Annotated in this window: 25 protein-coding genes, 1 tRNA gene and 1 pseudogene; 18 read left to right on the top strand and 9 right to left on the bottom strand. The window is 71.6% G+C overall.

The annotated features are described in order from the left end of the window. The first annotated feature begins 29 nt into the window (after positions 1 to 29). Together ACWDX9_RS25135 and ACWDX9_RS25130 are read left to right on the top strand one after the other, a co-directional pair. Entirely contained in the window at positions 30 to 1,304 is a 1,275-nt protein-coding gene (locus ACWDX9_RS25135) for an amylo-alpha-1,6-glucosidase (protein WP_364239809.1), read from the top strand. Further along, positions 1,301 to 1,777 carry a hypothetical protein gene (locus tag ACWDX9_RS25130; RefSeq protein ID WP_364239807.1) on the top strand — a complete coding sequence of 159 codons (477 nt, stop codon included), beginning with the start codon at positions 1,301 to 1,303 and terminating at the stop codon, positions 1,775 to 1,777. The genes ACWDX9_RS25135 and ACWDX9_RS25130 overlap by 4 nt, the downstream gene beginning before the upstream one ends. A 118-nt stretch (positions 1,778 to 1,895) precedes the next feature. Here ACWDX9_RS25130 and ACWDX9_RS25125 read toward each other — a convergent pair whose 3' ends face one another. After that, the gene (locus ACWDX9_RS25125; RefSeq protein ID WP_350725184.1) at positions 1,896 to 2,213 is read right to left on the bottom strand and encodes a YtxH domain-containing protein; all 318 of its coding nucleotides are present in this window, start codon (positions 2,211 to 2,213) and stop codon (positions 1,896 to 1,898) included. Positions 2,214 to 2,338: 125 nt separating this feature from the next. On the opposite strand from ACWDX9_RS25125, the gene ACWDX9_RS25120 reads away from it, so the two are divergent. Then, positions 2,339 to 2,413: transfer RNA gene (locus tag ACWDX9_RS25120), tRNA-Asn, on the top strand. Between the two features lie 62 nt (positions 2,414 to 2,475). On the opposite strand, the gene ACWDX9_RS25115 is transcribed toward ACWDX9_RS25120, so the two are convergent. After that, a complete protein-coding gene (locus ACWDX9_RS25115) occupies positions 2,476 to 2,652 on the bottom strand; it encodes a hypothetical protein (protein WP_449957826.1) in 177 nt (58 codons plus the stop codon). A gap of 75 nt (positions 2,653 to 2,727) precedes the next feature. On the opposite strand from ACWDX9_RS25115, the gene ACWDX9_RS25110 reads away from it, so the two are divergent. Both ACWDX9_RS25110 and ACWDX9_RS25105 read left to right on the top strand, forming a co-directional pair. Beyond that, positions 2,728 to 3,870 (top strand): sensor histidine kinase, encoded by a 1,143-nt coding sequence (locus ACWDX9_RS25110; RefSeq protein WP_449957824.1) that lies wholly within the window; start codon positions 2,728 to 2,730, stop codon positions 3,868 to 3,870. Next, on the top strand, positions 3,858 to 4,472 hold the full coding sequence (locus tag ACWDX9_RS25105) for a response regulator (protein ID WP_449957822.1): 615 nt from the start codon (positions 3,858 to 3,860) through the stop codon (positions 4,470 to 4,472). The genes ACWDX9_RS25110 and ACWDX9_RS25105 overlap by 13 nt, the downstream gene beginning before the upstream one ends. A gap of 232 nt (positions 4,473 to 4,704) precedes the next feature. Here ACWDX9_RS25105 and ACWDX9_RS25100 read toward each other — a convergent pair whose 3' ends face one another. Genes ACWDX9_RS25100 through ACWDX9_RS25090 form a run of 3 tightly spaced genes read right to left on the bottom strand, consistent with a single transcriptional unit; the run spans position 4,705 to position 6,933 of the window. Continuing rightward, entirely contained in the window at positions 4,705 to 5,946 is a 1,242-nt protein-coding gene (locus tag ACWDX9_RS25100) for an RNA polymerase sigma factor (RefSeq protein ID WP_449957820.1), read from the bottom strand. Next, entirely contained in the window at positions 5,943 to 6,266 is a 324-nt protein-coding gene (locus ACWDX9_RS25095) for a YciI family protein (protein ID WP_449957818.1), read from the bottom strand. Before ACWDX9_RS25095 ends, ACWDX9_RS25100 begins: the two co-directional genes overlap by 4 nt. Before the next feature lie 46 nt (positions 6,267 to 6,312). Beyond that, positions 6,313 to 6,933, bottom strand: a complete 621-nt coding sequence (locus ACWDX9_RS25090) for a dihydrofolate reductase family protein (protein ID WP_449957816.1) — start codon at positions 6,931 to 6,933, stop codon at positions 6,313 to 6,315. A gap of 254 nt (positions 6,934 to 7,187) precedes the next feature. Here ACWDX9_RS25090 and ACWDX9_RS25085 point away from each other — a divergent pair, with 254 nt between their 5' ends. From ACWDX9_RS25085 to ACWDX9_RS25075, 3 genes are all read left to right on the top strand, one after another. Further along, the gene (locus ACWDX9_RS25085) at positions 7,188 to 7,592 is read left to right on the top strand and encodes a hypothetical protein (protein ID WP_449957814.1); all 405 of its coding nucleotides are present in this window, start codon (positions 7,188 to 7,190) and stop codon (positions 7,590 to 7,592) included. A gap of 267 nt (positions 7,593 to 7,859) precedes the next feature. Next, entirely contained in the window at positions 7,860 to 8,981 is a 1,122-nt protein-coding gene (locus ACWDX9_RS25080; protein ID WP_449957812.1) for a nitric oxide synthase oxygenase, read from the top strand. Between the two features lie 3 nt (positions 8,982 to 8,984). After that, a complete protein-coding gene (locus ACWDX9_RS25075; protein ID WP_449957810.1) occupies positions 8,985 to 9,758 on the top strand; it encodes an enoyl-CoA hydratase-related protein in 774 nt (257 codons plus the stop codon). 43 nt (positions 9,759 to 9,801) lie between these two features. Here ACWDX9_RS25075 and galK read toward each other — a convergent pair whose 3' ends face one another. Then, complete coding sequence (gene galK, locus ACWDX9_RS25070; RefSeq protein WP_449957809.1) at positions 9,802 to 10,914, bottom strand: galactokinase; 1,113 nt, start codon at positions 10,912 to 10,914, stop codon at positions 9,802 to 9,804. A gap of 43 nt (positions 10,915 to 10,957) precedes the next feature. Here galK and ACWDX9_RS25065 point away from each other — a divergent pair, with 43 nt between their 5' ends. Further along, positions 10,958 to 11,755 (top strand): 1-aminocyclopropane-1-carboxylate deaminase/D-cysteine desulfhydrase, encoded by a 798-nt coding sequence (locus tag ACWDX9_RS25065; RefSeq protein ID WP_449957807.1) that lies wholly within the window; start codon positions 10,958 to 10,960, stop codon positions 11,753 to 11,755. A 145-nt stretch (positions 11,756 to 11,900) separates the two neighbouring features. Here ACWDX9_RS25065 and ACWDX9_RS25060 read toward each other — a convergent pair whose 3' ends face one another. Then, on the bottom strand, positions 11,901 to 12,449 hold the full coding sequence (locus ACWDX9_RS25060) for a hypothetical protein (RefSeq protein WP_364239787.1): 549 nt from the start codon (positions 12,447 to 12,449) through the stop codon (positions 11,901 to 11,903). Between the two features lie 129 nt (positions 12,450 to 12,578). Between ACWDX9_RS25060 and ACWDX9_RS25055 the strand changes: the two genes are divergently transcribed. Continuing rightward, on the top strand, positions 12,579 to 17,534 hold the full coding sequence (locus ACWDX9_RS25055; RefSeq protein WP_449957805.1) for a hypothetical protein: 4,956 nt from the start codon (positions 12,579 to 12,581) through the stop codon (positions 17,532 to 17,534). Positions 17,535 to 17,540: 6 nt separating this feature from the next. On the opposite strand, the gene ACWDX9_RS25050 is transcribed toward ACWDX9_RS25055, so the two are convergent. Beyond that, a complete protein-coding gene (locus ACWDX9_RS25050) occupies positions 17,541 to 18,101 on the bottom strand; it encodes a TetR family transcriptional regulator (protein WP_449957804.1) in 561 nt (186 codons plus the stop codon). Positions 18,102 to 18,185: 84 nt separating this feature from the next. Between ACWDX9_RS25050 and ACWDX9_RS25045 the strand changes: the two genes are divergently transcribed. Continuing rightward, the gene (locus ACWDX9_RS25045; protein ID WP_449957802.1) at positions 18,186 to 18,614 is read left to right on the top strand and encodes a hypothetical protein; all 429 of its coding nucleotides are present in this window, start codon (positions 18,186 to 18,188) and stop codon (positions 18,612 to 18,614) included. Here ACWDX9_RS25045 and ACWDX9_RS25040 read toward each other — a convergent pair. Next, complete coding sequence (locus tag ACWDX9_RS25040) at positions 18,598 to 20,238, bottom strand: bifunctional metallophosphatase/5'-nucleotidase (RefSeq protein ID WP_449957800.1); 1,641 nt, start codon at positions 20,236 to 20,238, stop codon at positions 18,598 to 18,600. The two genes, ACWDX9_RS25045 and ACWDX9_RS25040, sit on opposite strands and share 17 nt — an antisense overlap. Positions 20,239 to 20,350: 112 nt before the next feature. On the opposite strand from ACWDX9_RS25040, the gene ACWDX9_RS25035 reads away from it, so the two are divergent. From ACWDX9_RS25035 to ACWDX9_RS25005, 7 genes and pseudogenes are all read left to right on the top strand, one after another. Next, positions 20,351 to 21,214, top strand: coding sequence for a MurR/RpiR family transcriptional regulator (locus ACWDX9_RS25035; RefSeq protein ID WP_449957798.1), 864 nt, complete (start codon positions 20,351 to 20,353; stop codon positions 21,212 to 21,214). 8 nt (positions 21,215 to 21,222) lie between these two features. Beyond that, positions 21,223 to 22,455 carry an extracellular solute-binding protein gene (locus ACWDX9_RS25030; RefSeq protein ID WP_449957796.1) on the top strand — a complete coding sequence of 411 codons (1,233 nt, stop codon included), beginning with the start codon at positions 21,223 to 21,225 and terminating at the stop codon, positions 22,453 to 22,455. Then, a complete protein-coding gene (locus tag ACWDX9_RS25025; RefSeq protein WP_449957795.1) occupies positions 22,446 to 23,336 on the top strand; it encodes a carbohydrate ABC transporter permease in 891 nt (296 codons plus the stop codon). The genes ACWDX9_RS25030 and ACWDX9_RS25025 overlap by 10 nt, the downstream gene beginning before the upstream one ends. Beyond that, complete coding sequence (locus ACWDX9_RS25020) at positions 23,333 to 24,136, top strand: carbohydrate ABC transporter permease (protein ID WP_449957793.1); 804 nt, start codon at positions 23,333 to 23,335, stop codon at positions 24,134 to 24,136. Before ACWDX9_RS25025 ends, ACWDX9_RS25020 begins: the two co-directional genes overlap by 4 nt. Before the next feature lie 11 nt (positions 24,137 to 24,147). Beyond that, positions 24,148 to 24,894, top strand: a complete 747-nt coding sequence (locus ACWDX9_RS25015) for a sugar isomerase domain-containing protein (protein WP_449957791.1) — start codon at positions 24,148 to 24,150, stop codon at positions 24,892 to 24,894. Continuing rightward, entirely contained in the window at positions 24,891 to 25,916 is a 1,026-nt protein-coding gene (locus ACWDX9_RS25010; RefSeq protein WP_449957789.1) for a hypothetical protein, read from the top strand. The genes ACWDX9_RS25015 and ACWDX9_RS25010 overlap by 4 nt, the downstream gene beginning before the upstream one ends. Further along, positions 25,913 to 26,186 (top strand): annotated as a pseudogene (locus tag ACWDX9_RS25005) (hypothetical protein); the annotation flags it as partial. The gene ACWDX9_RS25010 and the pseudogene ACWDX9_RS25005, both read left to right, overlap by 4 nt.

The following is a 26,186-nucleotide window of genomic DNA, read 5'->3' as shown; positions in this document are numbered from 1 at the left end:
CCTGACGTTTCCCCAGGCATAGTTGTGTGATGGAGGCGCGGCCCGCGGTCGACGATGCCGCGCTCGGGCGCGAGGCACTGGCCGTGCTCGAGGCGAACTGGACAGGCACGGGCACCGTGCCCGCGCCAGGTCTCTATCCGCACCAATGGAGCTGGGACTCCGCGTTCGTCGTCATCGGTCTGGCCAGGCACCGGCCGGACCGGGCCCGCGACGAGCTGCTCAGCCTGCTGCGGGGGCAGTGGGCGACCGGGATGGTGCCGCACATCGTCTTCCACACGCGCGAGGCGTACTTCCCGGGGCCGTCCGTGTGGCGCTCGCAGGAGCACGAGGCCGCGCCGCGCGTGCTCACCTCGGGGCTCACCTCGCCGCCGCTGCACGCGCTGGCGCTGTGGTGGTTCTACCGGCACACCGGCGACGTCGCGTTCGTCAGGAAGGCGTACCCGGCGCTGGTGGCCCAGCACGCCTACCTCTCCTCGGCCCGCGATCTCGGCGGCGCGGGCCTGGCGGCGATCGTGCACCCCTGGGAGTCGGGCATGGACGACAGCCCCTCCTGGGACGAGCCCCTGAACGCGCTGCCCGCGATCAGGTACGGCTACCGCCACGTGGAGCTCGAGCAGCGCCACCCCGACAGCGACCACGACCGCTACGTCTGGCTGGCCATGCGCTACCGGGACGCCGGCTACCGGGCCGAATACCTGCGGGACGAGCATCCGTTCGCGATCGAGGACCCGATGTTCAACGGTATCTGGCTGGCCTCCTGCCAGGCCCTGGCCGAGCTGGCGCCGCTGGCGGGCGCCGACCCCGTACCCCACACCGAGCAGGCCGACCGCATCAGGCAGGCCATGCTCGACCGCCTGTGGGACGGCTGCTTCTACGCCCGCGACCTGCGGACCGACCGGCTGATCCGGGTCTGCACGGTGGGCGGCTTCGGGCCGCTGCTGGATCCCGGGCTGCCCAGCGACCACCTGCACGCGGCGGTGGAGGTGCTGGAGTCGGCCAGGTTCATGGGGGCCACCGGCTATCCGGTGCCGAGCTGCGAGATCCGGGCCCCTCAGTTCGACCGTACGCGCTACTGGCGCGGCCCCTCCTGGGTGAACACCAACTGGCTGCTGCGCAGGGCCGCGGCCGTGCACTCGCTCGACCAGCTCGGCCAGCAGCTCGCCAACGGCACCCTGCGCCTGGTCCGGCAGGCCGGGTTCCGGGAGTGCTTCGACCCCTTCGACGGCAGCGGGCGCGGGTGCAGGGACTTCTCGTGGAGCGCGGCGCTCACCCTCGATCTGCTCGCCGATAACGTGGAGGAATGAGCATTTTCCGCCGCCTGCCCGCCGACGTGCGCAAGTCCCTGGCCACCGAGCCCGGGGAGCGGGTGCTGACGTTCGCCGCCGGGGCGGTCTCCGGCTATGTGGTGGCCACGAACCTCGCCCTCTACCTGACGGACGGGACGCGGGTGCCGTACGAGATGGTCGACAAGGCGTCGTGGGACGACGACGGGGTGCGGATCCTCACCACGGACGGCGCGCGGCACGCCGAGCAGATCACCGACCCGCGGATGCTGCCCGAGACCGTGCGGGAGCGCGTCAACTCCACGATCGTGGTCAACAAGCATGTGAAGCTCCCCGGGAGGGGCGGCGTGCGGCTGGTGGCCAGGCGCCGGCCCGGCGGCGAGGTGCGCGGCTGGACCTTCGTCTTCGACGACGGCCTCGACCCCGAGGACCCGGGCCTGCGCGCGCAGGCCGAACAGGCCCTGGAAGGGCTGCGGCGGAGCATGGGCGTATGACGCCCGTGGAAGGGCTGCGGCGGAGCATGGACGTGTGCGCCCGGCCCAGCTGCGGACGCCCGTACGGAGCCGTGTGGGGCCGTGTGGGGCGCCCACGCCCATGCCCTGCCCTGTCTGATCAGTAAGGGATCCCGCTCTCGCGAGCCTTCTTGTCCACGATGTCCTCTTCAGGCCAGCCCGTGCCCGTGTCGGGGTGGTGGTTGTCGGCACTGAGGAACGGGATGCGATGCTGCAACGTCGCCCCCACCTTCGACTTGGCCACCCCGGCCAGCCTCGACGCCTGCGCGCCCACCACCCCGGCGACCTCCTGCACCCTGGGGCTGTCGGCGACACGCTGGGCCGTCCGCTTGATCTGTTCGTACCGCTCGCGCCCGGCCCGGCTGCCCAGCACGTAGCCGATCGCCAGACCCACAGCGAATGTCACTCGATAACGCATTTTTCACCTCCGCTGTCTCCGGGCCTACCCCGCTTACGATGCGACACGCACTCCAGGAGTGCGCTAATCTATTCCTGCGCACGACGAAGGGGCCGACAGCCCCGAGGACATGCGCAGACGCACGATCCCGCGTAGCTCAACGGCAGAGCAGCCGGCTGTTAACCGGCAGGTTATAGGTTCGAGTCCTATCGCGGGAGCCATACCAAAGGCCCCCTTCCCGGGGGCCTTTCGCGTTTGCGGGGACTGGTGGCGATGGCGGTGGTCAGGAGGGGCGTTTGGCGAGGAGGCCGGTCAGCGCCCAGCCGAGGCCGACGATGACGCCGCCGACGATGGCGACGATGCCGACCCCGCCGGTCTGGAGCAGCGCGAGCAGGGCGATCACCAGCCCGTAGACCACGGTCAGGGCGAGCATCAGGCGGGGATACGTCTTCTGGGTCATATGCATACGATCGCGCGGCGCAGGACGGGGGTCTGTCCTCCGATCGGTGGACATGTCCCCGGTAAAATGCCGATCATGGGCAGTCCCGTGGACGCGCGGGCGGAGAACGCCTGGTTGCGTTCCTATCCCTTCTGGGACGCGTACTTCGCGATCGTGCTGATCGCGACCATCATCACCATCGTGGTGGACGACGGGGCGCCGGTCGCCATCATCCTGCTGCTCCTGATCACCGTCTCGTACGCGCTGTGGGGCCGCAAGGCCGTGCGGGCGCCGGTCGCGCCCACCAAGGAGGGCTGGTGGCACGCCGCCGCGATGCTCGTCCTGTTCACCGCGGCCGACCTGCTCGCGTCGCAGTCCGCCGTCGCGTTGTCGGCGTTGATCCCCATGACGTTCATGGCGCTGCGGCGGGCGCGGGCCGTGGCCGTGACGGTGGCCATGTTCGCCGGGCCCGCGATCCAGCTCATGGCGGAGAACGGCTCGCACCCGCTGCTGATCGCGGTCGCGATCGTCCTCGGACTGTCGGCCAGTACGCTGCTGGGGGTGTTCATCGACCGGCTCGGGCGGCAGAACACCGAGCGGGCCCGGCTGATCGCGGAGCTCGACCGGACCCGGGAGGAGCTGGCCGAGGTGAGCAAGGAGGCCGGGATGCTCGCCGAACGCGAGCGGCTGGCCGGTGACATCCACGACACGCTGGCCCAGGGGTTCGCGAGCATCATGATGCTGCTGCAGGCCGCGGGGGACGGGCACGACCCGTACGTGCGGCGCGCCATGGAGACGGCCAGGGAGAACCTGTCCGAGACCCGCGCGCTCATCGCCGCCCTGGCGCCGCCCGCGCTGGAGGGCGCCTCGCTGGAGGAGGCGCTGGGGCGGCTGGCCAAGGGGTTCGAGCTGCCCGTGGAGGTGAGCGTCGCCGGGGCCGCCGACGCGCCCGCCCTCGTGGCGGAGACGCTGGTGCGGGCCGCTCAGGAAGGGCTGGCCAACGTACGCAAGCACGCCCGAGCCCGCTCCGTACGGCTGGCCCTCGAACACGTGCCGGGCCCGGCCGTACGGATGTCGATCTCCGACGACGGGTGCGGCTTCGACCCCTCGACCGGCGGCGACGGCTACGGCCTGCGCGCGATGCGCAACCGAGTGACCCGGCTCGGCGGAACCGTCCGGATCGCCGGCTCGCCCGGCCAGGGGACCACGCTCGTGGTGGAGCTGCCATGCTCAGGGTGATGATCGTCGACGACCATCCGATCGTCCGCGAGGGGTTGCGCGGGATGCTGCAGGCCGAGCCGGACCTGGAGGTGGTAGGCGAGGCCGGGTCGGGGGACGAGGCCGTGGTCGTCGTGCCCCGGCTGCGGCCCGACGTGATCCTCATGGATCTGCGCATGCCGGGCGGGGACGGGGTCAGCGCCATCGAACGGCTGGGGCCCGGCCACCGGGTCATCGTGCTGACGACGTACGAGGACGACGGGGAGATCCTGCAGGCCGTCTCCGCGGGCGCGGCCGGATACCTGCTGAAGGACGTGTCACGGGCGGACCTGGCGTCGGCCGTGCGGGCGGCGGCGGGCGGCCGGACGGTGCTCTCGCCTTCGGTCGCCGCGCGGCTGGCCGGGCGGCGGCCCGCCGTGCCCGTGCTGTCGGAGCGGGAGCGGGAGGTCCTGGAGCTGGTGGCCCAGGGACTCACGAACGGGGAGATCGGCCGGCGGCTGTTCATCGGGGAGGCGACGGTCAAGACGTACCTGCTGCGGGTGTTCGGCAAGCTGGGCGTCTCCGACCGCACCTCGGCCGTCCTGGCCGCCCTGGACCTCGGCCTCGTCCACCGCCACCCCTGACCCCGTCCCAGGCGGTTAGTTGGCGGGGGGCGTCTCCGGGCCGGGAGGTGACTGCCTGCGCGTCCGTAGGGGACATGCCTGTGCGTCGGCCTCAGGTAGGGGCTGCGTGGGTGTCGGCCTCGGGTGGGGGCGCCTCCCCCTTCGGCCAGGGACACCTCGACCTGGGGAGCTGTCTCGGCTGGTGGATGTTCCGGTTGAGGATCACCTCCCGTGCGGGATGCGTCCGTGGGCGTTACCGCAGTTGGTCGCGGCGGCGGGTCAGGGAGGCGGTCTCGGCGGTGTTGCCGGCCAGTTCGATGGCTTTGTCGTAGGCCGCACGCGACTCCCGGCCGCGTCCCAGCCGGCGCAGCAGGTCGGCGCGGGTGGCGTGGTAGGCGTGATAGCCCGCCAACCGGGGCTCAAGACGGTCGACGGCCGCCAGTGCCACCTCCGGGCCGTCGAGCTCGGCGACCGCGACGGCCCGGTTGAGGGCGATGATCGGCGAGGGGTCGAGGCGGACGAGCTGGTCGTACAGGGCGAGGACCTGCGACCAGTCGGTGTCGCGGATGTCGCGGGCGGAGGTGTGCACGGCGTTGATCGCCGCGAGGATCTGGTAGCGACCCGGAGCCACCCCGGCGGCGGCAGCGGCCAGGCGCTCGCGCACCAGCCGGTGACCCTCGGCGATCAGCGCCGTGTCCCAGGCCCCTCGGTCCTGCTCGTCGAGGGCCACCAGTTCGCCGCCGGCCGAGACGCGGGCGGTACGGCGGGCCTCGGTCAGGAGCATCAGCGCCAGCAGCCCGGCCACCTCACCGTCGTCCGGCAGGAGCGCCCGGATCAGGCGGGTGAGCCGGATCGCCTCGGCGGTCAGCTCGTGCCGTACGGGATCGGTGTCGGGGCCGGTGGCCAGGTAGCCCTCGTTGAAGACGAGGTAGAGGACGGCGAGGACGCCGGAGACGCGCGCCGGGAGATCCTCCGCGGACGGCACCCGATAGGGGATGCGCGCCGCCTTGATCTTGGCCTTCGCGCGGGTGATCCGCTGCCCCATGGCGCTCTCGGCCACCAGGAAGGCGCGGGCGATCTCGGGCATGGTCAGGCCGGCGACCATGCGCAGCGTCAGCGCCACGCGGGTCTCCATCGCCAGCGCCGGGTGACAGCAGGTGAAGATCAGCCGGAGCCGGTCGTCGTCGATGGCGCCGACAGGCTCGGGCGGGTCGTCGTCGTAGGACATCTGAGCCTCCTTGTGCTTGTCGTCGCGTTTGTTCTCGCGCCGGATCCGGTCGATGGCCTTGTGGTTCGCGGTGGTGGTCAGCCAGGCGCCGGGGTTGGGGGGCACGCCGTCGGCCGGCCACCGCTGGACGGCGGTCGCGAACGCCTCGGCGGCCGCCTCCTCGGCGATGTCGAGGTCACCGAAGCGCCTGGTCAGGGAGGCGACCACCCGGGCCCACTCCTCATGGTGGGCCTGGGTGATCGCTTCGCGGACGTCGATGCTGTTCACTGGAACGGCCGCACCTCGACCTTCCGGTTGCAGGCCCTCGACCCCTCGGCTGCCAGCTTGAGCGCCACGTCGAGGTCGGGGGCCTCGATGATCCAGAAGCCGGCGAGGTACTCCTTGGACTCCAGAAAGGGCCCGTCGATGACCATCGCCTCCCCACCCCGGTTGTCGATGACGGTGGCCGTGTCGGGCGAGGCGAGGCCGCCGGCGAAGACCCAGTGGCCGTCGGCCTGGAGCCGGTCGTTGAACACGTCGATCGCAGCGTCCTCGTCCGGGGTGGCGAGGCCGGCCTGGTCGTGGATCACGGAAATCAGGTACTGCATCTGAGGATCATCTCCTGTGGTGTCAAGACAGTGCCGGTCAGGGGCTTCAAGGCGTTGCATACTGCGGGCGCCCGGCCGGCCGGTAGACCTGGATCGTCACGCCCTTCGAGTCGACCTGCGACTCGACCAGGTCGAGCGCAAGATCCGGGCCGGTCTCCGGGAACAGTCTCGCGCCCTGGCCGAGGACCACCGGGATCACGATCAGAGTCATCTCGTCGACCAGGTCGTTCTCCAGCAGCCACCGGGTCAGGGTGCCGCTGCCGTGCACCTGCAGCTCACCCCCGGGCTTGGCCTTCAGGTCCGCGATGGCGGTCGCAAGGTCGTCGGACAGGACGGTGGTGCCCGACCACGCCGGATCGGCGAGTGTGGTCGATGCCACGTACTTGGGTCGTGTGTTCAATGCCCGCATGACGGGCTCCCAGCCGGGGACATCCTGGACCGTCAGGGACCCCCACGAGCCGGCGAACAGCTCGTAGGTGCGCCGGCCGAACAGGAACGCCTCGGCGCGCTGGTAGGTCTGGTTGATGAACGTCACGGTCTCGTTGTCGCCCTTGCCCAGGGCCCATCCGCCGCGCTCGAATCCGTTCCTGCGGTCCTCCTCCGACGCGCCGCCGTTTCCCTGCATCACTCCGTCGATGGTGACCTGAGTCATGGTCGTCAGCTTCATGATCGCGGTTCCTTCACCTCGGCGCCGCCCCCTTGCGGGCGGCCTCACCCCTGCTACGAACACCACCGCCCCGATCCGACACCGCCTCCCGGATTTCTTTGAAGAACTTCCAGCGATCCGACAGGCCGGCTGCGCTCCACTTCCTCGACCCCGGATCAGGCGTACCTGAAGATCACTTCGGGTGCCTTAAGCCCTCCTTCAGGTGCGCCGCGCCACCCTCGGGCTGTCTCATCGAATCGGGGAAGGAGACCCCAATGTTCAAGCGACGCGCCGCCGTCGTCCTCACCGCCGTCACCCTCGGGCTCGCCGGTATGGCCGGGTCCGCGCTGGCCGACGACGGTCCGATCGAGGTGCGCGGCGAAGGGCTGGTCAGGGTCCACGGCGAGCCGGACCTCCCGGCCGGCCCGCTCACGTGCTGGCTGAACGACGGCAAGGTCGTCAAGTTCTCCAAGGCCAGGGTGGCCGAGCTCGTGGACGAGGAGTACATCGAGCCGGCCCGGCCCGTGACCGTGGACGGCGTGACGACCGTGCCCGCGGACCGGCTGTCGATCAGCGTCCCGGCCGGGGAGCTGCCGTACAAGGTCAAGGCCGGCAAGCGCTGGCACCGTAGCCGCGTCGTCCACCTCACGTGTGTGTGGAGGGACTACGCGGGCCGTTAGCCGCTGAGTGCGCCCCGGAGTCTTCCGGGGCGCACTCATTTCATGGTTTGGCGGGACAAAGCTGAGAGCGGCTGGTAAGGATGGGTTACCGGTCCTCTGGGCTGGGAGCCGCGGGCAGGTCGACGGGGGCGAGGAGAGGGCGCCGCCACCAGGACGTGTCGCCGACCCGGAATCGGCGGGGCGATCCGATGACGGAGAAGTGCTGATTGCCGCGTGCGTACCTGGATTACGAGCCTGCGCCCCTTCGATGCCCTGACCGTGCAGGCAGTGCTTGAGCGAACCACCGACTTCCGCGAGGCGGAGCGTTTCATCAGGCTCTTCCACGCCGAGAACCCCCAGGCCGGAGGCCTGCACGCCCGGCTGCGCGACGTCTCCAGAGACGTGGCCCGCCACGGGACCTACACCCACACGTACGAGGAGCTGGAGTTCGGCGCCCGGGTGGCCTGGCGCAACAGCAACCGGTGCATCGGACGGCTCTACTGGCGTTCGCTGAAGGTGCGCGACCGCCGGCAGGTGAGCACGGCCGAGGGGGTCGCCCTGGAGTGCGTCGAGCACCTGCGGGTGGCCACCGGGAACGGCAGGATCAGGCCCACGGTGACCGTCCTGCCGCCCGACACCCCGGCGCTGCCCGGCCCCCGGATCCTGAACGACCAGCTCATCCGGTACGCGGGCCACCGCACCCGGGAGGGCCGCATCGTGGGGGACCCGCACAACGCGGAGCTCACCGACCTGGCCAAGGCGCTGGGCTGGCAGGGCAGGTCCGGCCGGTTCGACGTGCTGCCGGTGATCATCCAGCCGAGCCTGGGCGATCCGCTGCTGTGCAACCTGCCGGGTGACGTCGTGCTGGAGGTGCCGCTGGTGCATCCGGAGTATCAGTGGTTCGAGGAGTTGGGCCTGCGCTGGCATGCCGTTCCGGCTATTTCCGACATGTGTCTGGAGATCGGCGGCATCTGCTACCCGTGCGCGCCCTTCAACGGCTGGTACATGGGCACCGAGATCGGCGCCCGCAACTTCGCGGACGCCGACAGGTACGACCAGCTCAAGGTCGTCGCGGAGCGGCTCGGGCTGGACACCTCGACCGAGCGGACCCTGTGGCGGGACCACGCGCTGGTGGAGCTGAACGTGGCGGTGCTGCACTCGTTCGAGCGGGAGGGGGTCACGATGACCGATCACCACACCGAGTCGCGCCGTTTCCTCACCCACCTGTCGCGCGAGGAGAAGGCCGGCCGCGTCTGCCCGGCGGACTGGTCGTGGATCGTGCCCCCGATGTCGGGCGGCGTCACCCCCGTCTTCCACCGCTACTACGACAACAGTGTCCTGAGCCCCGCCTTCGTCCATCACCGCCAGTCGCCGTCCTTGCCTTCCCGGCCTAGAACATGGTTCGGTTAGGGCATGGCAGAACTCGTGCTCTCATCCCTCGACCAGGGCGTACTCACACTGACCTTCAACCGTCCCGACACCCTCAACGCGTGGACGGACGCCCTGGGACGGCGCTACTTCGACCTGCTGGCGGAGGCCGAGAAGGACCCCGAGGTGCGGGCCGTCGTGGTCACGGGCGCGGGCAAGGGGTTCTGCTCGGGCGCGGACTTCAAGGCGCTGGCGGCGATCCAGAACGGCACCTACGACGTGGAGCCGGACCCGCGGCCCAACACGTTCCCGACCACGATCGGCAAGCCGATCATCGCCGCCGTCAACGGGGCCTGCGCGGGGCTGGGCATGGTGCACGCGCTCGTCTGCGACCTCGTCTTCACAGCCGCGGACGCCAAGTGGACCACGGCGTTCCCGCGCCGGGGGCTGATCGCGGAGTACGGGCTGTCGTGGGTGCTGCCCAAGCTGATGGGGCAGCAGCGGGCCATGGACGTCCTGCTGTCGGGGCGGGTGTTCACCGGGGCCGAGGCGTACGAGCTCGGGCTGGTCAACCGGGTCGTGCCGGGGGAGGGCCTGCTCTCCGAGGCGCAGGCGTACGCCCGGGAGCTCGCGGCCTACAGCTCGCCGGCGTCCATGGCGGTGATCAAGCGGCAGGTGTGGCACGACTGGGACGCCACCCTGGAGAGCTCCGCCGCGGCGGCCGTACGGGAGATGATGGCCTCCTTCGACCGCCCCGACTTCGCGGAGGGCGTCGCCAGTTTCCTGGAGCGACGCCCGCCGAACTTCCCGCCCCTTTAAGGGGCAGGGTAAGCGGGCAGGCTAGGCGGGCAGGGTAGGCGGCTCAGGCCAGGCGGTGGGCGCCGCGGGCCGGGACGGCGGGCAGGAAGCGCGGAGCCTGGAAGCCGTGCTCCGCGTACGCGGCGGTCACCGACTCCTCGACGCTGGACAGGCGCTCCACCGGCACCAGGGCGATGGCGGAGCCGCCGAAGCCGCCGCCCGTCATCCGGGCGCCCCGCGCCCCGCCCTTGATGGCGGCCTCGACCGCGACGTCCAGCTCCGGCGAGGAGACCTCGTACTGGTCCCGGAGCGACAGGTGCGAGGCGTTGAGGAGGGCGCCGATCTCGGTGACGGCACCGGCGCGCAGGAGGCCGATGAGGGCCTCGACGCGGTGGTTCTCGGTGACGATGTGCATCGTGCGCTTGCGCTCGTCACCCTGGAGCTGATCGAGGGCCGCCGCCAGGTCCGTGACGTCGCGCAGGGCCGGGACGCCGAGCTTGCGGGCCGCCGACTCGCACTCGGCGCGGCGCTTGGCGTACTCGCCGCCGGCGTGCTCGTGGTGGACCTGCGTGTCGATGATCAGCATGCTCAGCCCGTGGGCGGCCAGGTCGAGCGGGATGTTGCGGGAGCCGAGCGAGCGGCAGTCGAGGAACAGCGCGTGCCCCTCCTCGCACAGCGCAGAGGCGGCCTGGTCGAGGATGCCGCAGGGCATGCCGACGAAGTCGTTCTCGGCCTTCTGGCTGAGCAGGGCGATCTCCATGGGCGTCAGGCCCAGGTCGTGCAGGTCGTTGAGCGCGGAGGCGACGGCCACCTCGAGGGCGGCGCTGGAGCTGAGGCCGGCGCCCGGCGGGACGTCGCCGTCGATCGCGATGTCCGCACCCCGCACGCGGTCGCCCAGCATGGCGAAGACGCCGACGACGTAGCGCGTCCAGCCCGCAGACTGGTCGTGACTGGGAATCGTGACCGGCTCGCCGGGAGCCTGGAGGGAGAGGAGCCGGATGGTGCCGTCCGTGCGCGGTGTGATCGCGGCCGTGACGCCCCACGGCACGGCGAAGGGGAGGACGAAGCCGTCGTTGTAGTCGGTGTGCTCGCCGATCAGGTTGACCCGGCCGGGCGCACGCCAGACGGTCTGGGGGGCCGCGCCATAGGCGGCACGGAAAGCTTCAACAACGCGCATAATCGAACACTCCTCAACAAAGGCTCGACCGTAGACTAGCGCCATGGAAGAGCTCCTGGATCCCGGGCTCGGCCGGGTCCGGTTGTTCCTGATGCACGACGACAACAAACCCCGCAAACTCCGGTACAACCTGGGCCATTCCCGCCTGCTCACCTTCGGGGGCGCGTACTCCAACCACATCAGGGCCGTGGCCGAGGCGGGGCGGCGGCACGGGATCGAGACCATCGGGGTCATCCGGGGCGAGGAGCACCTGCCGCTGAACCCCTCCCTCGCCCACGCGAGGGCGTGCGGGATGACCCTGACCTACCTCGACCGGGCCTCCTACCGGCTCAAGCACACCGAGGGCGTGCTGGCGGGGCTGCGGGCGCGCTGGGGTGACGACGTGGCGATCCTGCCCGAGGGCGGGAGCAACGCGGCCGCCGTGCGCGGGTGCGCCGAGCTGCCGGGGGAGATCTCCGCGGAGTACGACGTCATCTGCTGCCCGGTCGGCACCGGCGGGACGCTGGCCGGGATCTCGGCGGGGCTGCCGGAGGGGAAGCGGGCGATCGGGTTCGCGGTGCTGAAGGGGGCGGGGTTCCTCGCGGGCGAGGTGGCCAGGCTGCAGCGGGAGGCGTACGGGCGCACCTGGGCGAACTGGGAGCTCAACCTGGACTACCACTTCGGCGGCTACGCCAAGTCGACCCCCGCTTTGGACGCATTTATCGGGAAATATCGTGTTGAAGGCATCTATGTGGCGAAGATGCTCTACGGGATCCTCGACCTCGCCCGGCAGGGCGCCTTCCCCGACGGCGCCCGCATCGTCGCCGTGATCACCGGTCAGCCCTCCACCTCGCAGACGTAGGGGAGGTCGCGCACCGGCTCGCATCCGCCGGCCGTCGGTGAAGCGATGAAGCGGTGAAGCGGTGAGCATCGCGCACGCGGCGTCCTCGTGGTGCGCGGAGAGCGCCGCGTGGAAGCGCTCGGCCGCCCGCGCCGGGGCGGCCGTGTCAGGGGCCGAGCTGGTCGAGGACCGGCGCGACCAGCGCGTTCAGCTCGCGGGTCAGCACCACCACCGCCCGGTGCGCGCGCTGCTCGACCTCGTCGTGCGGCCCCTCGGGCTCGGGTGGCAGGTCGTCCAGGGGCACGGGCACCTCCAGGAGCAGCGAGGTCCGCAGGAACGGGTGCCGGGCCAGGTCCTGCTGGGTCGGCTCGACGTACTGGCCGAAGGTCTCCTGCCAGCCCAGCCACCCCCGGTCGCGCCACCAGGCCCGCGAGCGGGTCAGCTCCTCGGGCAGCGGCGAGACGACCCTGACCCGCGCGTAGAGCGAGCCGTCCCAGGTGTTGCGGTGGCAGGTGGCGTCGAGCACGCGCCGGTCCCACCGTACGTAACCGGGGGTCAGCGCCGGCGGCGTGGCCAGCCGCCACGCGGCGCACGCGAACCTGACGGGGGCGATGTCACCCCATTCAAACTCTTCCAGATTCTTGCGAACGTGTACGGCATAGCGCCCGTCACGGTCTCTGTCGAACTCTTGATCGATCCAGAACGCCTTGCCCATGAGGACTACGCTACGGCCTCCCCCGCCCGGCGGGGGCTCCATAAGCACGTGCCATCTCCACAAATGGCCTGTGACGGACGTGACACATGTGTAGCTTTTTCACATTGTTGGATGACTTTGGAGTGAGCAATGGCGTCAGAACAGCTCGACGCGGCCATGGGCCACTGGAAAGCGGGAGACCTCGACCAGGCCGCCGCGCTGTTCAGGCAGATCGCGGCCACAGGGGACCCGGAAGCCTCCCACCTGCTGGCGGGCCTGCTGCAGGAGCAGGGGGACCTCGACGGCGCCGAGGCGGCGCACAGGTCGGTGATCCAGTCGGGCGACCCCGTGTTCGGGCAGCGCTCGGCCATCGCCATGGGCATGATGCTGGTCGCGGCCAAGGAGTGGCCGGCGGCGCACCGGGTGCTGACGATCGCTTCCGACGGGGCCGACTTCGAGGTGGCCGCGCTCGCCGACACGGCGATGGTGCTGGTGCTCACGCAGATGGGCGACGTGGAGGGCGCGCAGGAGGCGCTGGAGCGGGCCCGCAGGTGTGACAGCCCGGCGGTGGCCGAGCTGGCCGCGCGGCTGGAGCTGCCCGAGTTCCACTTCCGGGACCCGGCCTCGGCCCGCGAGCTGTACGAGGAGGCGGAGGACGAGGACGACTTCCGGGCGCTGCTGACCTGCGGCGACCCCGACGTGGTGTCGCTGTCGGCGTTCCGGCTGTACCAGATCTACGCCGAGGAGGAGGAGTTCGAGCAGGCCAGGCAGGTGTGCGAGCACGCCATCGCCGTCGGGCACCCCGACCACCTGGCCATGGCGCACAAGCTGCTCGGCGCGGTGCTGGTGGACCTGGGCGAGTACGCCGAGTCCGCCGCCGCCTACCGCGTGGCCGCCGAGGACCCGAGGCCCGACATCCGGCTGCCGTCGCTGATCGAGCTGGCCAAGGTGACCGCGTCGCTGGGCGACGTGGAGGAGACCAAGGCGATCTTCCGCCGGGTGATCGCCAGCGGGCAGCGCGAGTACGTCGTGCAGGCCCAGGCCTGCCTGGCCCAGATGCACGTCGAGGCGGGCGAGACGGCCGAGGCGCTGGCCGCGCTGCGCGCGGTGCTGGAGGCGGGCGAGGACGAGTGGGCGTCGATCTGCGTCACGCTGCTCGGCCTGCTGCTCGACCAGCATCCCGGGGTGTACGACGAGGCCATGGAGCTGGCGCGCTTCGCGTCCGGGCACGACGACCCCGACGCCGCGTTCAAGGCCACGCTGCTCCTCGAGCACGCCGCCAGGCAGCAGCCGCTGGCCGACCCCGTCGAGGAGCAGGCGCTCCAGGACACCGACGAGGGGCTGGCCCGCCTGCAGGCCGGTGACGTGGCCGGGGCCAGGCTGCTGCTGCGCGGGGCCGCCGACTCGGGCGCGGCCACGCAGTCGCTCAGGGCCATGGCGACGCTGGCCCAGCTGGAGATCGGCGAGGGCGACCGGGAGCAGGCCGACGAGCTGCTCGCGTACGTGGCCGAGGGCGACGACGTGCTCCAGGGCTTCAGCGCGGTCTTCCTGCTGCACCTGCTGCGCGAGTCGGGCGAGGAAGCGCACCCCGTGCTGGGCGCGATGCTCGACCACCAGCGACTGGGCAGGGAGGAGGGGCTGGTCCGCTACCGCGCGGCCATGGACCATCCCGATCCCGCCGTCGCCGCGATCGGCGCCGCCGTGTTCGCCCAGGTGCTGGCCTCGATCGGGTACGACCTGTCGGACGCGGCCAAGCTGTTCGAGTCGGCGGCCGAGAGCGGGGACCCGCTGGCGCTGTCGTACACGGCGGTGATCTGCAAGGAGGTGCTGTCCGACGAGGAGGCCTCGCTCGACCTGCTGCGCCGGGCCACGGCGGAGGGGCATCCGGTGCTGGCGCCGTGGGTGGGGTACGCGCTGGGCGGGCTCGTCACGGAGCACGACCTGGGCGAGGCGCGGGCCGCGTACACGACGGCCATGGACGGCGGCAACCGCGGACTGCGGATCGAGGCGGCCGCCTCGCTGTTCACGGTGCTGGAGCGGCAGGGCGACCTGCTGGCCGTCTGCCGGCTGCACGAGAGGCAGATCGAGGAGGAGACCTCCGCGGAAGAGCGCTCGCGCAGCGCCTGGCTGCTCGGGCTGCACCGGGTGCGGGTCGACGACCTCGCCGCCGCTCGGGCGGCCTTCGACCTGGCGACGGGGGAGCCCAAGGAGATGGGGCGCTTCGCCCGGTTCCTGCTCGACCGGGACCTCGACGCCGCCGCCGAGGCGCTGGCCGAGATCGACGACGAGGGCAACGCGTTCCTGGTGAGCATGCTGGCCATGGAGAGCGCGCACGCCTGGCAGCGGCGCGGCGAGATCGCCGCCGCCGACGCGGCGCTCTCGCTGGTGCTGGCCGCCGGGCACCCCAACTACCGGCAGGAGGCGGGCTGCTACCTCGGCGCGCTGCGGAACGAGGCGGGGGACAAGCGCGGGGCGCTGGAGGCGTGGGAGCAGGTCGCGGAGGGCGACAACGAGCGCCTGGCCGCCATCACGCTGCGCGACATCGGGCAGGTGCGGCAGGAGCTCGGGCTGCTGGTCGAGGCGGCCGCCGCCTACCGGGGAGCGCTCGGGGAGCTGAGCGAGGCGCGCAGGAAGGACGCGACCGTGCGGCTCGCCGAGGTGCTCGTGGCGAGCGGGGCGGCGCAGGAGGCCGGCGAGCTGATGACGGAGGAGTTCGGCGCGGCCGGGCGGCTCAAGTTCGCCGTCGTTCTCCGCGACCACGGCGACCTGAGCGCCGCCCTGTCCCTCCTGGCGCCCGGCTCGGGCGATACGCTCGAGGAACAGGTGCTCGGGGAGCTGCTGGCCAGGACGGGCGACGTGCTGGGGGCGCGGGAGGCGTTCGAGCGGGCCGTGGCCGCCGACCCCGAGTCCGCGTCCGGTGCGCTGATATGGGCGGGCCGGACGCTGGCCGAAGCGGGCGACGACGAGTACGCCCGCTCCGCCTACGAACGGGTCGTCGCCCTGGACGACGACGAGTGGTTCACGGCCGTCGCGCGCGTCCGGCTCGGCACGGCCTCGGCCAAGGAACGCGGATGGGTGCTGGCCGACGACGGCGACCGGGAGGGGGCGGTCGCGGCGCTGACCGAGTTCGCCGGGTCGGAGCTGATGGCCGAGGTGCTGCTCGCGCTCGAAGAGGACGACGCGAAGGCCGTACGCCGGCTGGTGGCCGCGGCGGACCCGCAGGACCGGCGGGAACCCCTCGCCGAGACCCTTGAGCGGGCCCGCGGGCTGGACAACGAGCACGCGGCCGCGGCGCTCTGCCGGGTGGTCGTCGAGTTGGGCGAGCCCGACCTCGCCGCGCAGGCCGCGGTGGACCTCGGCGTGGTCCTCGCCGAGCGCGGCCAGCACTGCCGGGCCGAGCTGAGCACCCTGCCCGCCACCGGGCACCCGCGCACGGCCGAGATGGCCTGGCGCAACATCGCCATCCTCCGCCACCGCCGCGGCGACCTCGACGGGGCGATCGAGGCGGCCCGCGCCGCGATGCCCGCCACCGCCGTCGTGCTGGCCGACCTTCTCAACGCGCGGGGCGACGCCGAGGGCGTACGCGAGGCGCTGACCGCCGGTGCGGCGGCCGGGGACCTCGAGAGCGAGCGCCACCTGATCGCCCACCTGCTCCTCATGGAGGACCACGACGCGGTGGTGGAGGAGGCCGAGCGGGCCGTCGGCACCGGCGACCCCGAGACCGTGTCGATGGGCTACTGGGCCTGGGGCGACGCGTACAAGGCGCGGGACGACCTGGAGAACGCGGCCCTCATGTACCGGCGGGGCGTGGAGACCGGCTTCCCCGGCACCTCGGCCGGCATCCGCGTGGACCTCGCCAAGGCCCTGCGCGGCCTGGGCGACACGGCCGGCGCCGTCCGGGAGGTGCGGCTGGCCATGGAGTCCGGCGCGCCCGACGCGGTGGACCGGGGCGGCGTGCAGCTCGGCATCTGGCTGTACGAGGAGGACGACCACATGGGCGCCGCCCAGGCGTTCGCGGCCGCCGCGGGCGCCGGTTCCGAGGTGGCGGCGGGCAACCTGCGCGTGCTCGCCCACCAGGCGTCCGACCGCGGCGAGCACGACCTGGCCGTGCGGATCCTCCGGCTGATGGGCGAGGAGGCCGCCGCCGTGGCGCGCGAGCTGGGCGAGCGGTGTGCGCACCCGGCCGCCGTACGGGCGTACTTCGAGCTGGCCGAACGGGGGTCGTTCACCGAGCTGGACGTCGCCGACCGGCTGGCCGAGCTGGGCGAGCACGCCGAGGCCCGGGCGATCTACGAACGGCTCAGCCGGGACGACGACGCGGACGTACGGTTCGTCGCCGGCGGCAGGCTGCTCGAACTGCTCGACGACGAGGGGGACACCGAGGCGTTCTTCGACGTCGCGCAGCGGGCGGCGGCCGACGCCGACAGCCCCATCCGCGGGGTGTTCGGGAGCCTGCTCGGCATGCTGCAGGGCAACCGCGGGGACACCGAGGCGTCCCTGGACACGTTGCGGGCGGCCGCCGCCGGGGGCGAGCCCATCGCGGTGGCCACGCTGGCGCAGACGCTGGTCGGGGCCGGGCTGGTGGACGAGGGGCGGGAGGCGTACCTGCGGGTGCTCGACGCCGGCGACGCCGACCTCGCGGCCCGGGCGACGATCGCGCTGGGGCAGACGTACCACGAGGAGGACGAGGAGCGGGCCCGGCAGTGGTACCTGAGGGGCGTCGAGGAGGCCGAGGGGCACTACAGCGCGCTCGCGGCGATGTACCTGGGCGCGCTGGCCAAGCGGAACCGGGACTTCCCCGAGGCGCTCACCTGGTACCAGCGGGTCATCGACGCCGGGGACACCGAGTCGGGGCTGGCCGCGGCGCACCTCGGCGAGCTGTGCTACTGGCTCGGCGACCACGACGGCGCCCTGCGCTACTACGAGCTCACGCTGGGGCTGACCGAGCAGGCCGACCTGGTGGCCGAGGCCGCCTGCCGGATGGGGGAGATCAGGTACGCGCGGGGTGACGTGGAGCTGGCCCGGCGGTTGCTGCGGACGGCGGTGGAGACCGGCGACCCGTCCTTCGTCTCCCCGGCCTCGTCGCTGCTGGCCAAGATCGGGTAAGCCAGGTCAGGCGTGCCCGAGGCCCGCCGGCAGCAGGGCGCGGAGCGTGGCCCGGACGGACTCCAGGTCCACCGCCTCGGGAGCGACGCGCCACTGGGCGTGGACGCCGATGACGGCCCCCACCAGCAGGACCGCGAACGCCTCCGGGTCGGTGCCCGGGGGCAGCGCGTCCGCCGGCATCCGGGCCAGCACCCCTTGCCGGAGTGCCGCGTGGAGCCGGGCGTAGTGCTCGCGGATCGGTGAGCCGACCTCCACGGCCTCGGCGAGCAGGGTGATGAACAGCCGCGTGGCGGGCCGGCGGATGAAGCCCATGATCTGGTCGAGCGGATCGCCGGCGGGCGGGGGGAAGCCGCTCGGCACGGCCTGGACCTGGTCGTCGACCACCGCTTCCAGCAGGCCGAGCTTGTTGCCGAAGTGCCAGGGGATGGAGCCGCGGCTGATGCCGGCCTTGTCGGCGATGTCGATGAAGCTCGTCTGCCGGTATCCCTTCTCGGCGAAGAGCTCGGCCGCGGCCGTCACCAGCAGCCGGCGGCTCTCCTGAGTGCTCTCGATACGTCGCGTGGCCATGCGGCCATCTAACCAGGTATGCCGGATGACAGAGCATATGCCCGGCGATATAGCCTGTGTTCGCCAACATAGAAAGGTGTCACGATGGACTCCAAGAAGCGGCTGCTCCGCTGGGCGAGCGGGATCATGCTGGTGCTGGGTGCGGGGCACCTGTTCCTGCTGGCGCTCTTCGCCTGGGGCGACGTCGCCGGCTGGGCGGACCGGGGGCTGTGGGCGGCCGTCCCGCTCGAATTCACGGGCGGCGCCCAGACGGTGGAGTCCCTGCAGAACAAGCTCGTCTTCTGGGCCGGTCCGGGGGGCTTCGCCGTCCCCTTGTTCCTCCTGGGGTGCCTGATCTGGCACCTGGCCGGACGAGGGGTGGCGATGCCCGCCGGACTCGGCTGGGGTGTCGCGGCGTGGTGTGCGCTGGGCGGCGTCCTGCTCGTGCCGTCCCCGTTCTTCGCCGGGACGGTCTCCGGGGCGCTCATCGTCGTGGCGGCCCGGGTCGGCCCTGGTCCTAGTTCAGGCGGGTGACCCGGCCCAGGGCCGGGGCCTGCAGCGGGCTCTTCGCCCGGATGTAGGACTCGAACGCCTCGATGTCGCGTACCTTCTCCACCCGGTCGGTGCCCTCGGTCAGCACCGAGAAGCCGTCGCCGCCGTTCGCGATGAAGGAGTTGGCGGTCAGGCGGTACCTCGCGGCCGGGTCGACGACGGTCCCGTTGAGCTTGACGGTGGCCGGGTCGATCCGGTCGCAGGCGGGCTTGGCGTTGTCGTAGGTGTACGTGAGCCCCTGGGAGACGCCGAGCACGCGTGCGGTGCCCTGGCCGCACCACTGTTGCTCCAGCAGCCGTTCCAGCTGGGTGCCGGTGAGCGTCATGGTGACGAGCATGTTGCTGAACGGCTGCACGCGCAGCGCCTTGCCGTGCGTCACCAGGTTCGCCATCTCGTTGCCGGTGGGGTTGACGATCAGGTCGCCGCCGATGCCGCCGCCGTAGGGCGGCTGGATCCCGATCTGGGCGCCGCCGTTCTCCGGGGCCGAGGTGGCGAAGAGCCGGGCGTCGGCCAGGGCGTGGCCGACGGTGGACTCGCCGGCGGCGTTGCGCTGGGCGGTGAGGTCGCGGGCGAGCAGGCCGACCGGCCGGTCCAGCAGCTTCTGCCCCTGCTCGTCGGTCCTGCGGCGCAGGGCGGCGATCTGGCCGTCCGGCTTGACGTCATGGGTGACGGTGAGGTTCTCGGCCTTGGAGGCGGTCGGGTTGCCGGTCGCCCGGTCGACGGTGAGGGAGATCCTGGTGAGCTCGCGCGTGTGGCCCGAGGTCTGGGTGACCGGGATGCCGTTGATCACGCAGTTGTACGCGTTGTGCGTGTGCCCCGAGATCACCGCGTCCACCTCGGGATCGAACCGCTGCACGATGTCCTTGATCGGCCCGGCCAGGTTGTTGCACTGGTTGGGCAGGCCGCCGCCGGTCTGGCCGCCACCCTGGTGGATCAGGACCACGATGGTCCGCACACCCTTGGCCTTGAGCTCGGCCGCGTACGTGTTGACCGCCTCGGCCTCGTCGCGTCCCTCCAGCGGTGCGGTGGGGCCGGGGGCCTCGTTCAGCGTGTTCTTGTAGCTGACGCCGATGATGCCGACCTTGACGCCCTTGACCTCCTTCACGATGTAGGGGGTCATCGCGGGCTTGCCGGTGGTGGTGTCGATGATGTTGGCGCCCAGGTACGGGAAGTCGGCGCCCTTGAAGCCAGGGAGCGCGCACCCTTCGATCGGGTGGCAGCCGCCGTTCTCCATCCGGCGGAACTCGGTCAGGCCCTCGTCGAACTCGTGGTTGCCGACGCTGGAGGCGTCCAGGCGCATCAGGTTGAGCGCCTGGATGCCCGGCTCGTCGTGCAGGGCGGTGGCGTTCATGGTGCTGGAGGAGATGTTGTCGCCGGCCGCGAGCCGCAGCGTGCCGTGGGGATTGTCGCGCTGGAGCCGGTCCATGTGGGCGGCCAGGTACTCGGCGCCGCCCGCCGGGACCGGGCCGGACGGCGTCATGGCGAAGCTGGTCGGGAAGCCGGAGTGGAAGTCGTTGAAGGCCAGTAACTGGATGTCCACCGCGTCGGCGCGGGTGGGCAGCAGGCCGGCGCTCCCGAGCACCAGCGCCAGGAGGAAGTTCCGCATGGCCTCGAAAGTGACATACTCCCAACGCATCACACAAGGGGGAAATTTTCTAACATCGTCTGTTTAATGTTAACTATTGACATACATGTCGGAAAGCGGGAGGGTTCCTCCCATGTCACCGATCCTGGCCAGAATCCGGGGGGTCGAGCCCACCCTCACCGCGACCCACCGGCGCATCGCCGAGACGATCCTGGCGGACCCCGCCGCCGTGGCCGCCTCGACCATCGGCGAGCTGGCGGAGCGGTGCGGCACCTCACTCACCACCGTCACCCGCTTCTGCCGCGAGCTGGGCCTGGCCGGCTACCCCGAGCTCAGGCTGGCGCTGGCGGCCGAGCTCGGCCGCAACGACGCCACCCCGCGCGAGCAGAGCCTGATCGCCTTCTCGCCGGACGACCCCGCGAGCCTGGTGCTGCGCAGCCTGCTGGCCAGCGACATGCGCGCGATGGAGGAGACGGCGGCCCAGCTCGACCTCGAGGCGGTGGACCGGGCCGCCTCCGCCCTGGTGCGCGCCAGGTTCATCGACTTCTTCGCGGTCGCCGGCAGCGCCGGCGTGGCCATGGACCTGCACCTGCGGCTGCACGCCATCGGCCGGCCGGGCGCGCTGTGGACCGACGTGCACAACGCCGTCTGCAGCGCCAACGCGCGCAACGACCACGACGTGGCGCTCGGCATCTCCCACTCGGGCACCACGGCCGAGGTCGTCGAGCCGCTGACCATCGCCAAAAAACGCGGCGCCACCACGATCGCCGTCACCAACTTCCCCCGCAGCCCGCTGGCCGAGGCCGCCGACATCGTCCTCACCACCGCCGCGCAGGACACCCCCTTCCGCGCCGGCGGGGTGGCCGCCCGCCACACCCAGATGCTCGTCCTGGACTGCCTCTACATCGGCGTCGTCCAACGCACCCATCAGACCAGCAACCAGCTGCTGACCGCCGCCACCGACGCGGTCGCCAAGCACCGCCTGCCCCCACGCTAGGAGCCCCCATGCGCCTCGCCGCCGCTGTCGCGCTGGCGATAGCCCTCACCGCCTGTGCCCCTTCGACCACCACCAGTGCCGGCGAGGGCAAGGTCACCCTCTCGGTCTGGGGGTGGGGTCCCGAGGCCAACTACGACAAGATGTTCGCCGAGTACGAGAAGCTCAACCCCGGCGTCGACGTCGACGCCCGCTCCTTCACCACCGCCACCGAGTACGACACGATCCTGTCCACCGGCCTGGCCGGCGACAGCGGCCCCGACCTGGCCTGGCTGCGCGCCGGAGCCCAGCTGCAGCCGCTCGTCGAGGCCGGCCGGCTGCTCCCGCTCGACACCAAGGACGTGCCCGGCCTGGCGAGCTACGACGAGGGCGTCCTGCGGGCCGCCAAGGGCGACAAGGACGGCAAGGTGTACGGCGTCCCGTTCGCCGTGCAGACCCTGCAGGTGATCTACAACAAGAAGATCTTCGCCGACAACGGCGTCACCCCGCCCAAGACGTACGACGAGATGATCTCCTCCGCCGAGAAGCTCAAGGCCAAGGGCATCATCCCGTTCGCCTTCGGCGGCAAGGACGACTGGATGCTGCCGATCGTGGCGAGCATCTTCGGCACCGCCCAGTGGGGCGGCGACGAGTTCCTCGCCGAGGTCAAGGCCAAGCGGAAGAAGTTCGCCGACCCGCGCTTCGTCGAGGGCATCGAGCAGCTCGGCAAGCTCAAGCCGTACTTCCCCGAGAACGCCGCCGGCGTCTCCTACACCGACGCGCAGATCCTGTTCTCCTCCGGCAAGGCGGCCATGTTCCCCGGCGGCCTGTGGGAGCTGAACTTCTTCAACGAGAACGCCAAGGGCGTCGAGCTGGGCGTCTTCACGCCGCCCTCGCCGGATGGCCAGGGCCTCATGCCCGGCTTCACCGACGGCTCCTACGGCATCAACGTCAAGACCAAGCACAAGGCCGAGGCGCTGAAGTTCGCCGCCTGGCTGGCCTCCAAGGACTACGGCCAGCTCTACACCGACACCCTGCGCATCTTCTCCGCCGTCCCCGGCGTCACGCCCAAGGACCCCCTGCTCGGCGAGGTCGCCACCACCTTCGAGCAGCACGGCGCGGCCTACTTCATGAACGAGTTCGCCTACGGCAACCCCTCCTCGGCCGCCGTGTTCTCCAAGGCGCTGCAGGAGATGCTGCTGGGCCGGATCACCGCCAAGGAAGCGGCGGAGCGGCTCGACAAGAGCGTGTCCACATGGCTCTAGGCATGCGGCGGGGGCGGGGATCGTCGTACCTGTTTTTGATCCCCGCCTTCCTCCTCTACTCGGCCTTCGTGGTCTACCCGCTGTTCACCGGCCTGACCTACAGCTTCTTCTCCTGGAAGGGCACGCTGCGCGGCGGCTTCGCCGGGGTGGACAACTACGCCGGCCTGCTGTCGGGCACCTTCCTCGACCAGCTGCTGCCGGCGCTGGGGCACAACTTCCTGCTCTTCGCGGGCACCATGCTGGTGCAGAACACGCTGGGCCTGGCCTTCGCGCTCGCGCTGTCCCGCGTACGGCGCGGCAAGCGGGCGCTGCAGACCATGTTCGCCCTGCCGTACCTGGTCAACCCCCTGGTCATCGGCTACCTGTGGACCCTGCTGCTCAGCCCCGCGTTCGGCCCGGTCAACGCGTTCCTCAAGCCGCTCGGCCTGGCGATGCCGTGGCTGGGCGACCCGGACACCGCGCTGCCGACCGTCATCATGATCACCACCTGGCAGTGGGTGGGCTTTCCGATGCTGCTGTTCAGCGCCGCCCTCGGCGGCATCCCCCAGGAGTACGGCGAGGCCGCCAGGACCGACGGCGCCGGCTCCTGGCAGGTGTTCTGGCGCATCACGCTGCCGCTGCTCAAGCCGGCCATGGCCACCGTCACGATCCTCAGCTTCATCGGCAGCATGGGCACCTTCGCCCTCGTCTACGCGCTCGGCGGCTCCAACGGCGCCCCGGCCGGCGCGACGGACGTGCTCGGCCTGCTGTTCTACCGGACCGCCTTCGCCTCGGGCGACGTCAACGCTGTGGGCACCTCCTCGGCGCTGGCGGTCTTCATGTTCACCTTCATCTTCGGCTCGACGCTGCTGCTCGAGCGGGTCCTGAGGAGGAGGGCATGAGGGCGCTGGCGATCAAGATCCTGCTCTGGGGCTACGCCGCCTTCTCCATGGCGCCCCTGCTCGTCATGGTGCTCAGCTCGTTCCGGCCCACCAGCGAGATCTTCGACCAGCCGCTCGGCCGGCCCACCGGGTTCGGCAACTACGTCAAGGCGTGGACGGAGGCGTCCTTCTCCACGTACGTGGTCAACTCGGCGGTCGTCGTGGTCTGCGCGGTGCTGCTGGGCGCCGGGGTCTCGCTGCTGGCCGCGTACCCGCTGGGCCGCAGGGAGTTCCGCGGCCGCGCGATGTTCGCCGCCTATTTCATCTCCGGCATGACGCTGCCCGCCCATCTGGGCGTGCTGCCGCTGTTCTACCTGCTGGAGAGCATGGGGCTGGTGGACTCGCTGGCCGGGCTGGTGCTGGTCTACGCGGCCGGGTCGGTCCCGTTCAACGTCTTCGTGCTGACCGCCTTCTTCCGCCAGCTGCCGTACGAGCTGGACGAGGCCGCGTCCCTGGACGGCGCAGGCCCGTTCGCGACCTTCTGGCACGTCATGCTGCCGCTGGTCCGGCCCGCGCTCGCGACGGTGGTGGTCTTCCAGTTCGTGCCGATCTGGAATGACTTCTTCTACCCCCTGGTCCTGATGCGGGACGAGAGCAAGCTGACCCTGCCGGTCGGCCTCACCCACTTCTTCGGCCAGTTCCAGAACGACTGGGGGACGCTCTTCGCCGGCCTGGTGATGACGACGATCCCCCTGGTCGTGCTCTTCGTCCTGGCCACGCGCCAGATCGTCGCCGGGCTGACCGCCGGCATGAACCGTTGAGGAAACAATCCATGGATCTTGTGATGGCCTTCGCCGACGAGGCGCGCTCCCGCCTGGACCGGCTGCTGACCGGCCAGCTGCCCGCGATCAGGCGGGCGGGGGCGCTGATCGCCGAGGCCGTGCGCGCCGGCGGCGTCGTGCACGCGTACGGGACGGGGCACTCGGAGGCGGTGGCGCTGGAGGTGGCGGGCCGGGCGGGCGGTCTCATCCCGACCAACCGGCTCACCCTGCGCGACCCGGTGGTGCTGGGCTCGGCCGACCCCGGCGAGTTCGACCCGCTGGCCGAGCGCGATCCGCGCACCGCGCACCAGGTGCTGGCCCTGCACACGATCGAGAAGTCCGACGTCTTCGTCATCGCCTCCAACTCGGGCGGCAACGGCTCGACCGTGGAGATGGCCCGGCTGGTCAAGGAGCGCGACCTGCCGCTGATCGCGATCACCTCCCTGGCCCACTCCGGCGCCATCACCTCGCGCCACCCGTCAGGGGAGCGGCTGTTCGAGCTGGCGGACATCGTGATCGACAACCTGGCGCCGTACGGCGACGCCGTCCTGCCGACCGAGCACGGCCCGGTCTGCGGCATCTCCTCGATCACCTCGGCGATGGTCGTGCAGCTGATGATCGCCGAGGCGATCGGCCTGCTCCAGGAGGATGGAACGGTCCCGCCGGTCTACCTGTCGGCCAACATCCCCGGTGCCGACGCGCACAACGACGCCCTCGTGGCCCGCTACGCCGGGCGGATCAGGACCGGAGCGCTGTGAACCTGACGATCGCCGCCTTCTGGCCGCCACCGCCCCACGAGACGACGGCCGCCCGCTACCGGGAGATCGCCGACGCCGGCATCGACCTGGTGATCACCGGCAACTACCTCAACGACCGCGTCATCCTGCGGCACGCGCTGGCCTGCGCCGAGGAGGCGGGGCTCGGCGTGCTGGTCGCCTCGGACCCGCGCGTGGACGTGCTCATGCGCGACCTGGACGTGGACCCCGCGCCGCTGATCGGCCGGGTGGTCGACGACTACCGCCCGTTCCGCTCCTTCCGCGGCGTCAGCCTCATGGACGAGCCGCACGCCGAGCAGTTCGCCAGGGTGGCGGCCGGGGTCGCCGCCGTGCGCGCGGCCGGCGCCTTCGCCTACGCCAACCTCCTCCCGAGCCACGCCACCGGCCCCTACGACGCGTACGTGGGGGAGTTCGCCAGGATCGTCCGCCCCGACGTGCTCTCCTTCGACCGCTACCCGTTCCTGGCCGACGGCTTCGACGAGGGCTACCTCGCCGACCTGGCGACCGTGCGCGAGCACGCGCGCCGGGCGGGCCTGCCCGCCTGGATGTACGTGCAGACGCTGGCCTACGACGGGCACCGCGAGCCGACGGCCGCCGAGCTGGCCTGGCAGGTCAACACCGCGCTCGCCTACGGCTACACCGGCATCCAGTACTTCACCTACTGGACGCCCGACCCGGCGCGCGGCGAGGGCTTCCGGCCGGCGCTCATCGACGGGGACGGCGTGCCGACCGGGCGCTACGGCATGGTGCGCGACCTCAACACCCGCTGGCTGCGCCCGGTGGCGGCGGAGCTGTCCGGCTGGACGTCGGCCGGCCACGACGGCGACGTCCTGGTGGGCCGCTACGGGGAGGGCCGGCTGTTCGTCTGCAACGCCCGCCACGACGAGCCGGCCGAGGTCGCGCTCAACGGGATCACCGAGGCCTTCGACCCGGCGACCGGCGCCTACGAGGCGTGTGGCACGGCCTTCACCCTCGCGCCCGGCGCGGCGAGACTGGTCCGATGATGCTCTTCGCCGGCGTCGACGCCGGCGGCACCACCACCCGGGCCGCCCTCCACGCGGCGGACGGGACCAGGCTCGGATACGGCACCGCCGGCCCGGGCAACCCGGCCGCGCACGGCGGCCCGGCGGCCGGGGCGGCGATCGAGCAGGCCCTGCGCCGCGCGCTCGACGGCCTGGACCCGTCGCTGGTGGCCGCCTCGGTGGCGGGGGTGGCGGGCGCGGACGACGGCTTCGCCGAGGTGCTGCGGCGCGTCTGGACGGCGTGCGGCATCG

The organism is Nonomuraea sp. NPDC003201 (assembly GCF_053590415.1).
Note: the sequence above shows the minus strand (reverse complement) of the source record. Positions and strands in the feature narration are given on the sequence as shown.

Bases quoted from the DNA above. Each gene is read 5' to 3' on its own strand.
- ACWDX9_RS25135 (WP_364239809.1), top strand. From the start codon at position 30: ATGGAGGCGCGGCCCGCGGTCGACGATGCCGCGCTCGGGCGCGAGGCA.
- ACWDX9_RS25130 (WP_364239807.1), top strand. From the start codon at position 1,301: ATGAGCATTTTCCGCCGCCTGCCCGCCGACGTGCGCAAGTCCCTGGCC.
- ACWDX9_RS25125 (WP_350725184.1), bottom strand. From the start codon at position 2,213: ATGCGTTATCGAGTGACATTCGCTGTGGGTCTGGCGATCGGCTACGTG.
- ACWDX9_RS25115 (WP_449957826.1), bottom strand. From the start codon at position 2,652: ATGACCCAGAAGACGTATCCCCGCCTGATGCTCGCCCTGACCGTGGTC.
- ACWDX9_RS25110 (WP_449957824.1), top strand. From the start codon at position 2,728: ATGGGCAGTCCCGTGGACGCGCGGGCGGAGAACGCCTGGTTGCGTTCC.
- ACWDX9_RS25105 (WP_449957822.1), top strand. From the start codon at position 3,858: ATGCTCAGGGTGATGATCGTCGACGACCATCCGATCGTCCGCGAGGGG.
- ACWDX9_RS25095 (WP_449957818.1), bottom strand. From the start codon at position 6,266: ATGCAGTACCTGATTTCCGTGATCCACGACCAGGCCGGCCTCGCCACC.
- ACWDX9_RS25090 (WP_449957816.1), bottom strand. From the start codon at position 6,933: ATGAAGCTGACGACCATGACTCAGGTCACCATCGACGGAGTGATGCAG.
- ACWDX9_RS25085 (WP_449957814.1), top strand. From the start codon at position 7,188: ATGTTCAAGCGACGCGCCGCCGTCGTCCTCACCGCCGTCACCCTCGGG.
- ACWDX9_RS25075 (WP_449957810.1), top strand. From the start codon at position 8,985: ATGGCAGAACTCGTGCTCTCATCCCTCGACCAGGGCGTACTCACACTG.
- galK (WP_449957809.1), bottom strand. From the start codon at position 10,914: ATGCGCGTTGTTGAAGCTTTCCGTGCCGCCTATGGCGCGGCCCCCCAG.
- ACWDX9_RS25065 (WP_449957807.1), top strand. From the start codon at position 10,958: ATGGAAGAGCTCCTGGATCCCGGGCTCGGCCGGGTCCGGTTGTTCCTG.
- ACWDX9_RS25060 (WP_364239787.1), bottom strand. From the start codon at position 12,449: ATGGGCAAGGCGTTCTGGATCGATCAAGAGTTCGACAGAGACCGTGAC.
- ACWDX9_RS25055 (WP_449957805.1), top strand. From the start codon at position 12,579: ATGGCGTCAGAACAGCTCGACGCGGCCATGGGCCACTGGAAAGCGGGA.
- ACWDX9_RS25050 (WP_449957804.1), bottom strand. From the start codon at position 18,101: ATGGCCACGCGACGTATCGAGAGCACTCAGGAGAGCCGCCGGCTGCTG.
- ACWDX9_RS25045 (WP_449957802.1), top strand. From the start codon at position 18,186: ATGGACTCCAAGAAGCGGCTGCTCCGCTGGGCGAGCGGGATCATGCTG.
- ACWDX9_RS25040 (WP_449957800.1), bottom strand. From the start codon at position 20,238: ATGCGGAACTTCCTCCTGGCGCTGGTGCTCGGGAGCGCCGGCCTGCTG.
- ACWDX9_RS25035 (WP_449957798.1), top strand. From the start codon at position 20,351: ATGTCACCGATCCTGGCCAGAATCCGGGGGGTCGAGCCCACCCTCACC.
- ACWDX9_RS25030 (WP_449957796.1), top strand. From the start codon at position 21,223: ATGCGCCTCGCCGCCGCTGTCGCGCTGGCGATAGCCCTCACCGCCTGT.
- ACWDX9_RS25025 (WP_449957795.1), top strand. From the start codon at position 22,446: ATGGCTCTAGGCATGCGGCGGGGGCGGGGATCGTCGTACCTGTTTTTG.
- ACWDX9_RS25020 (WP_449957793.1), top strand. From the start codon at position 23,333: ATGAGGGCGCTGGCGATCAAGATCCTGCTCTGGGGCTACGCCGCCTTC.
- ACWDX9_RS25015 (WP_449957791.1), top strand. From the start codon at position 24,148: ATGGATCTTGTGATGGCCTTCGCCGACGAGGCGCGCTCCCGCCTGGAC.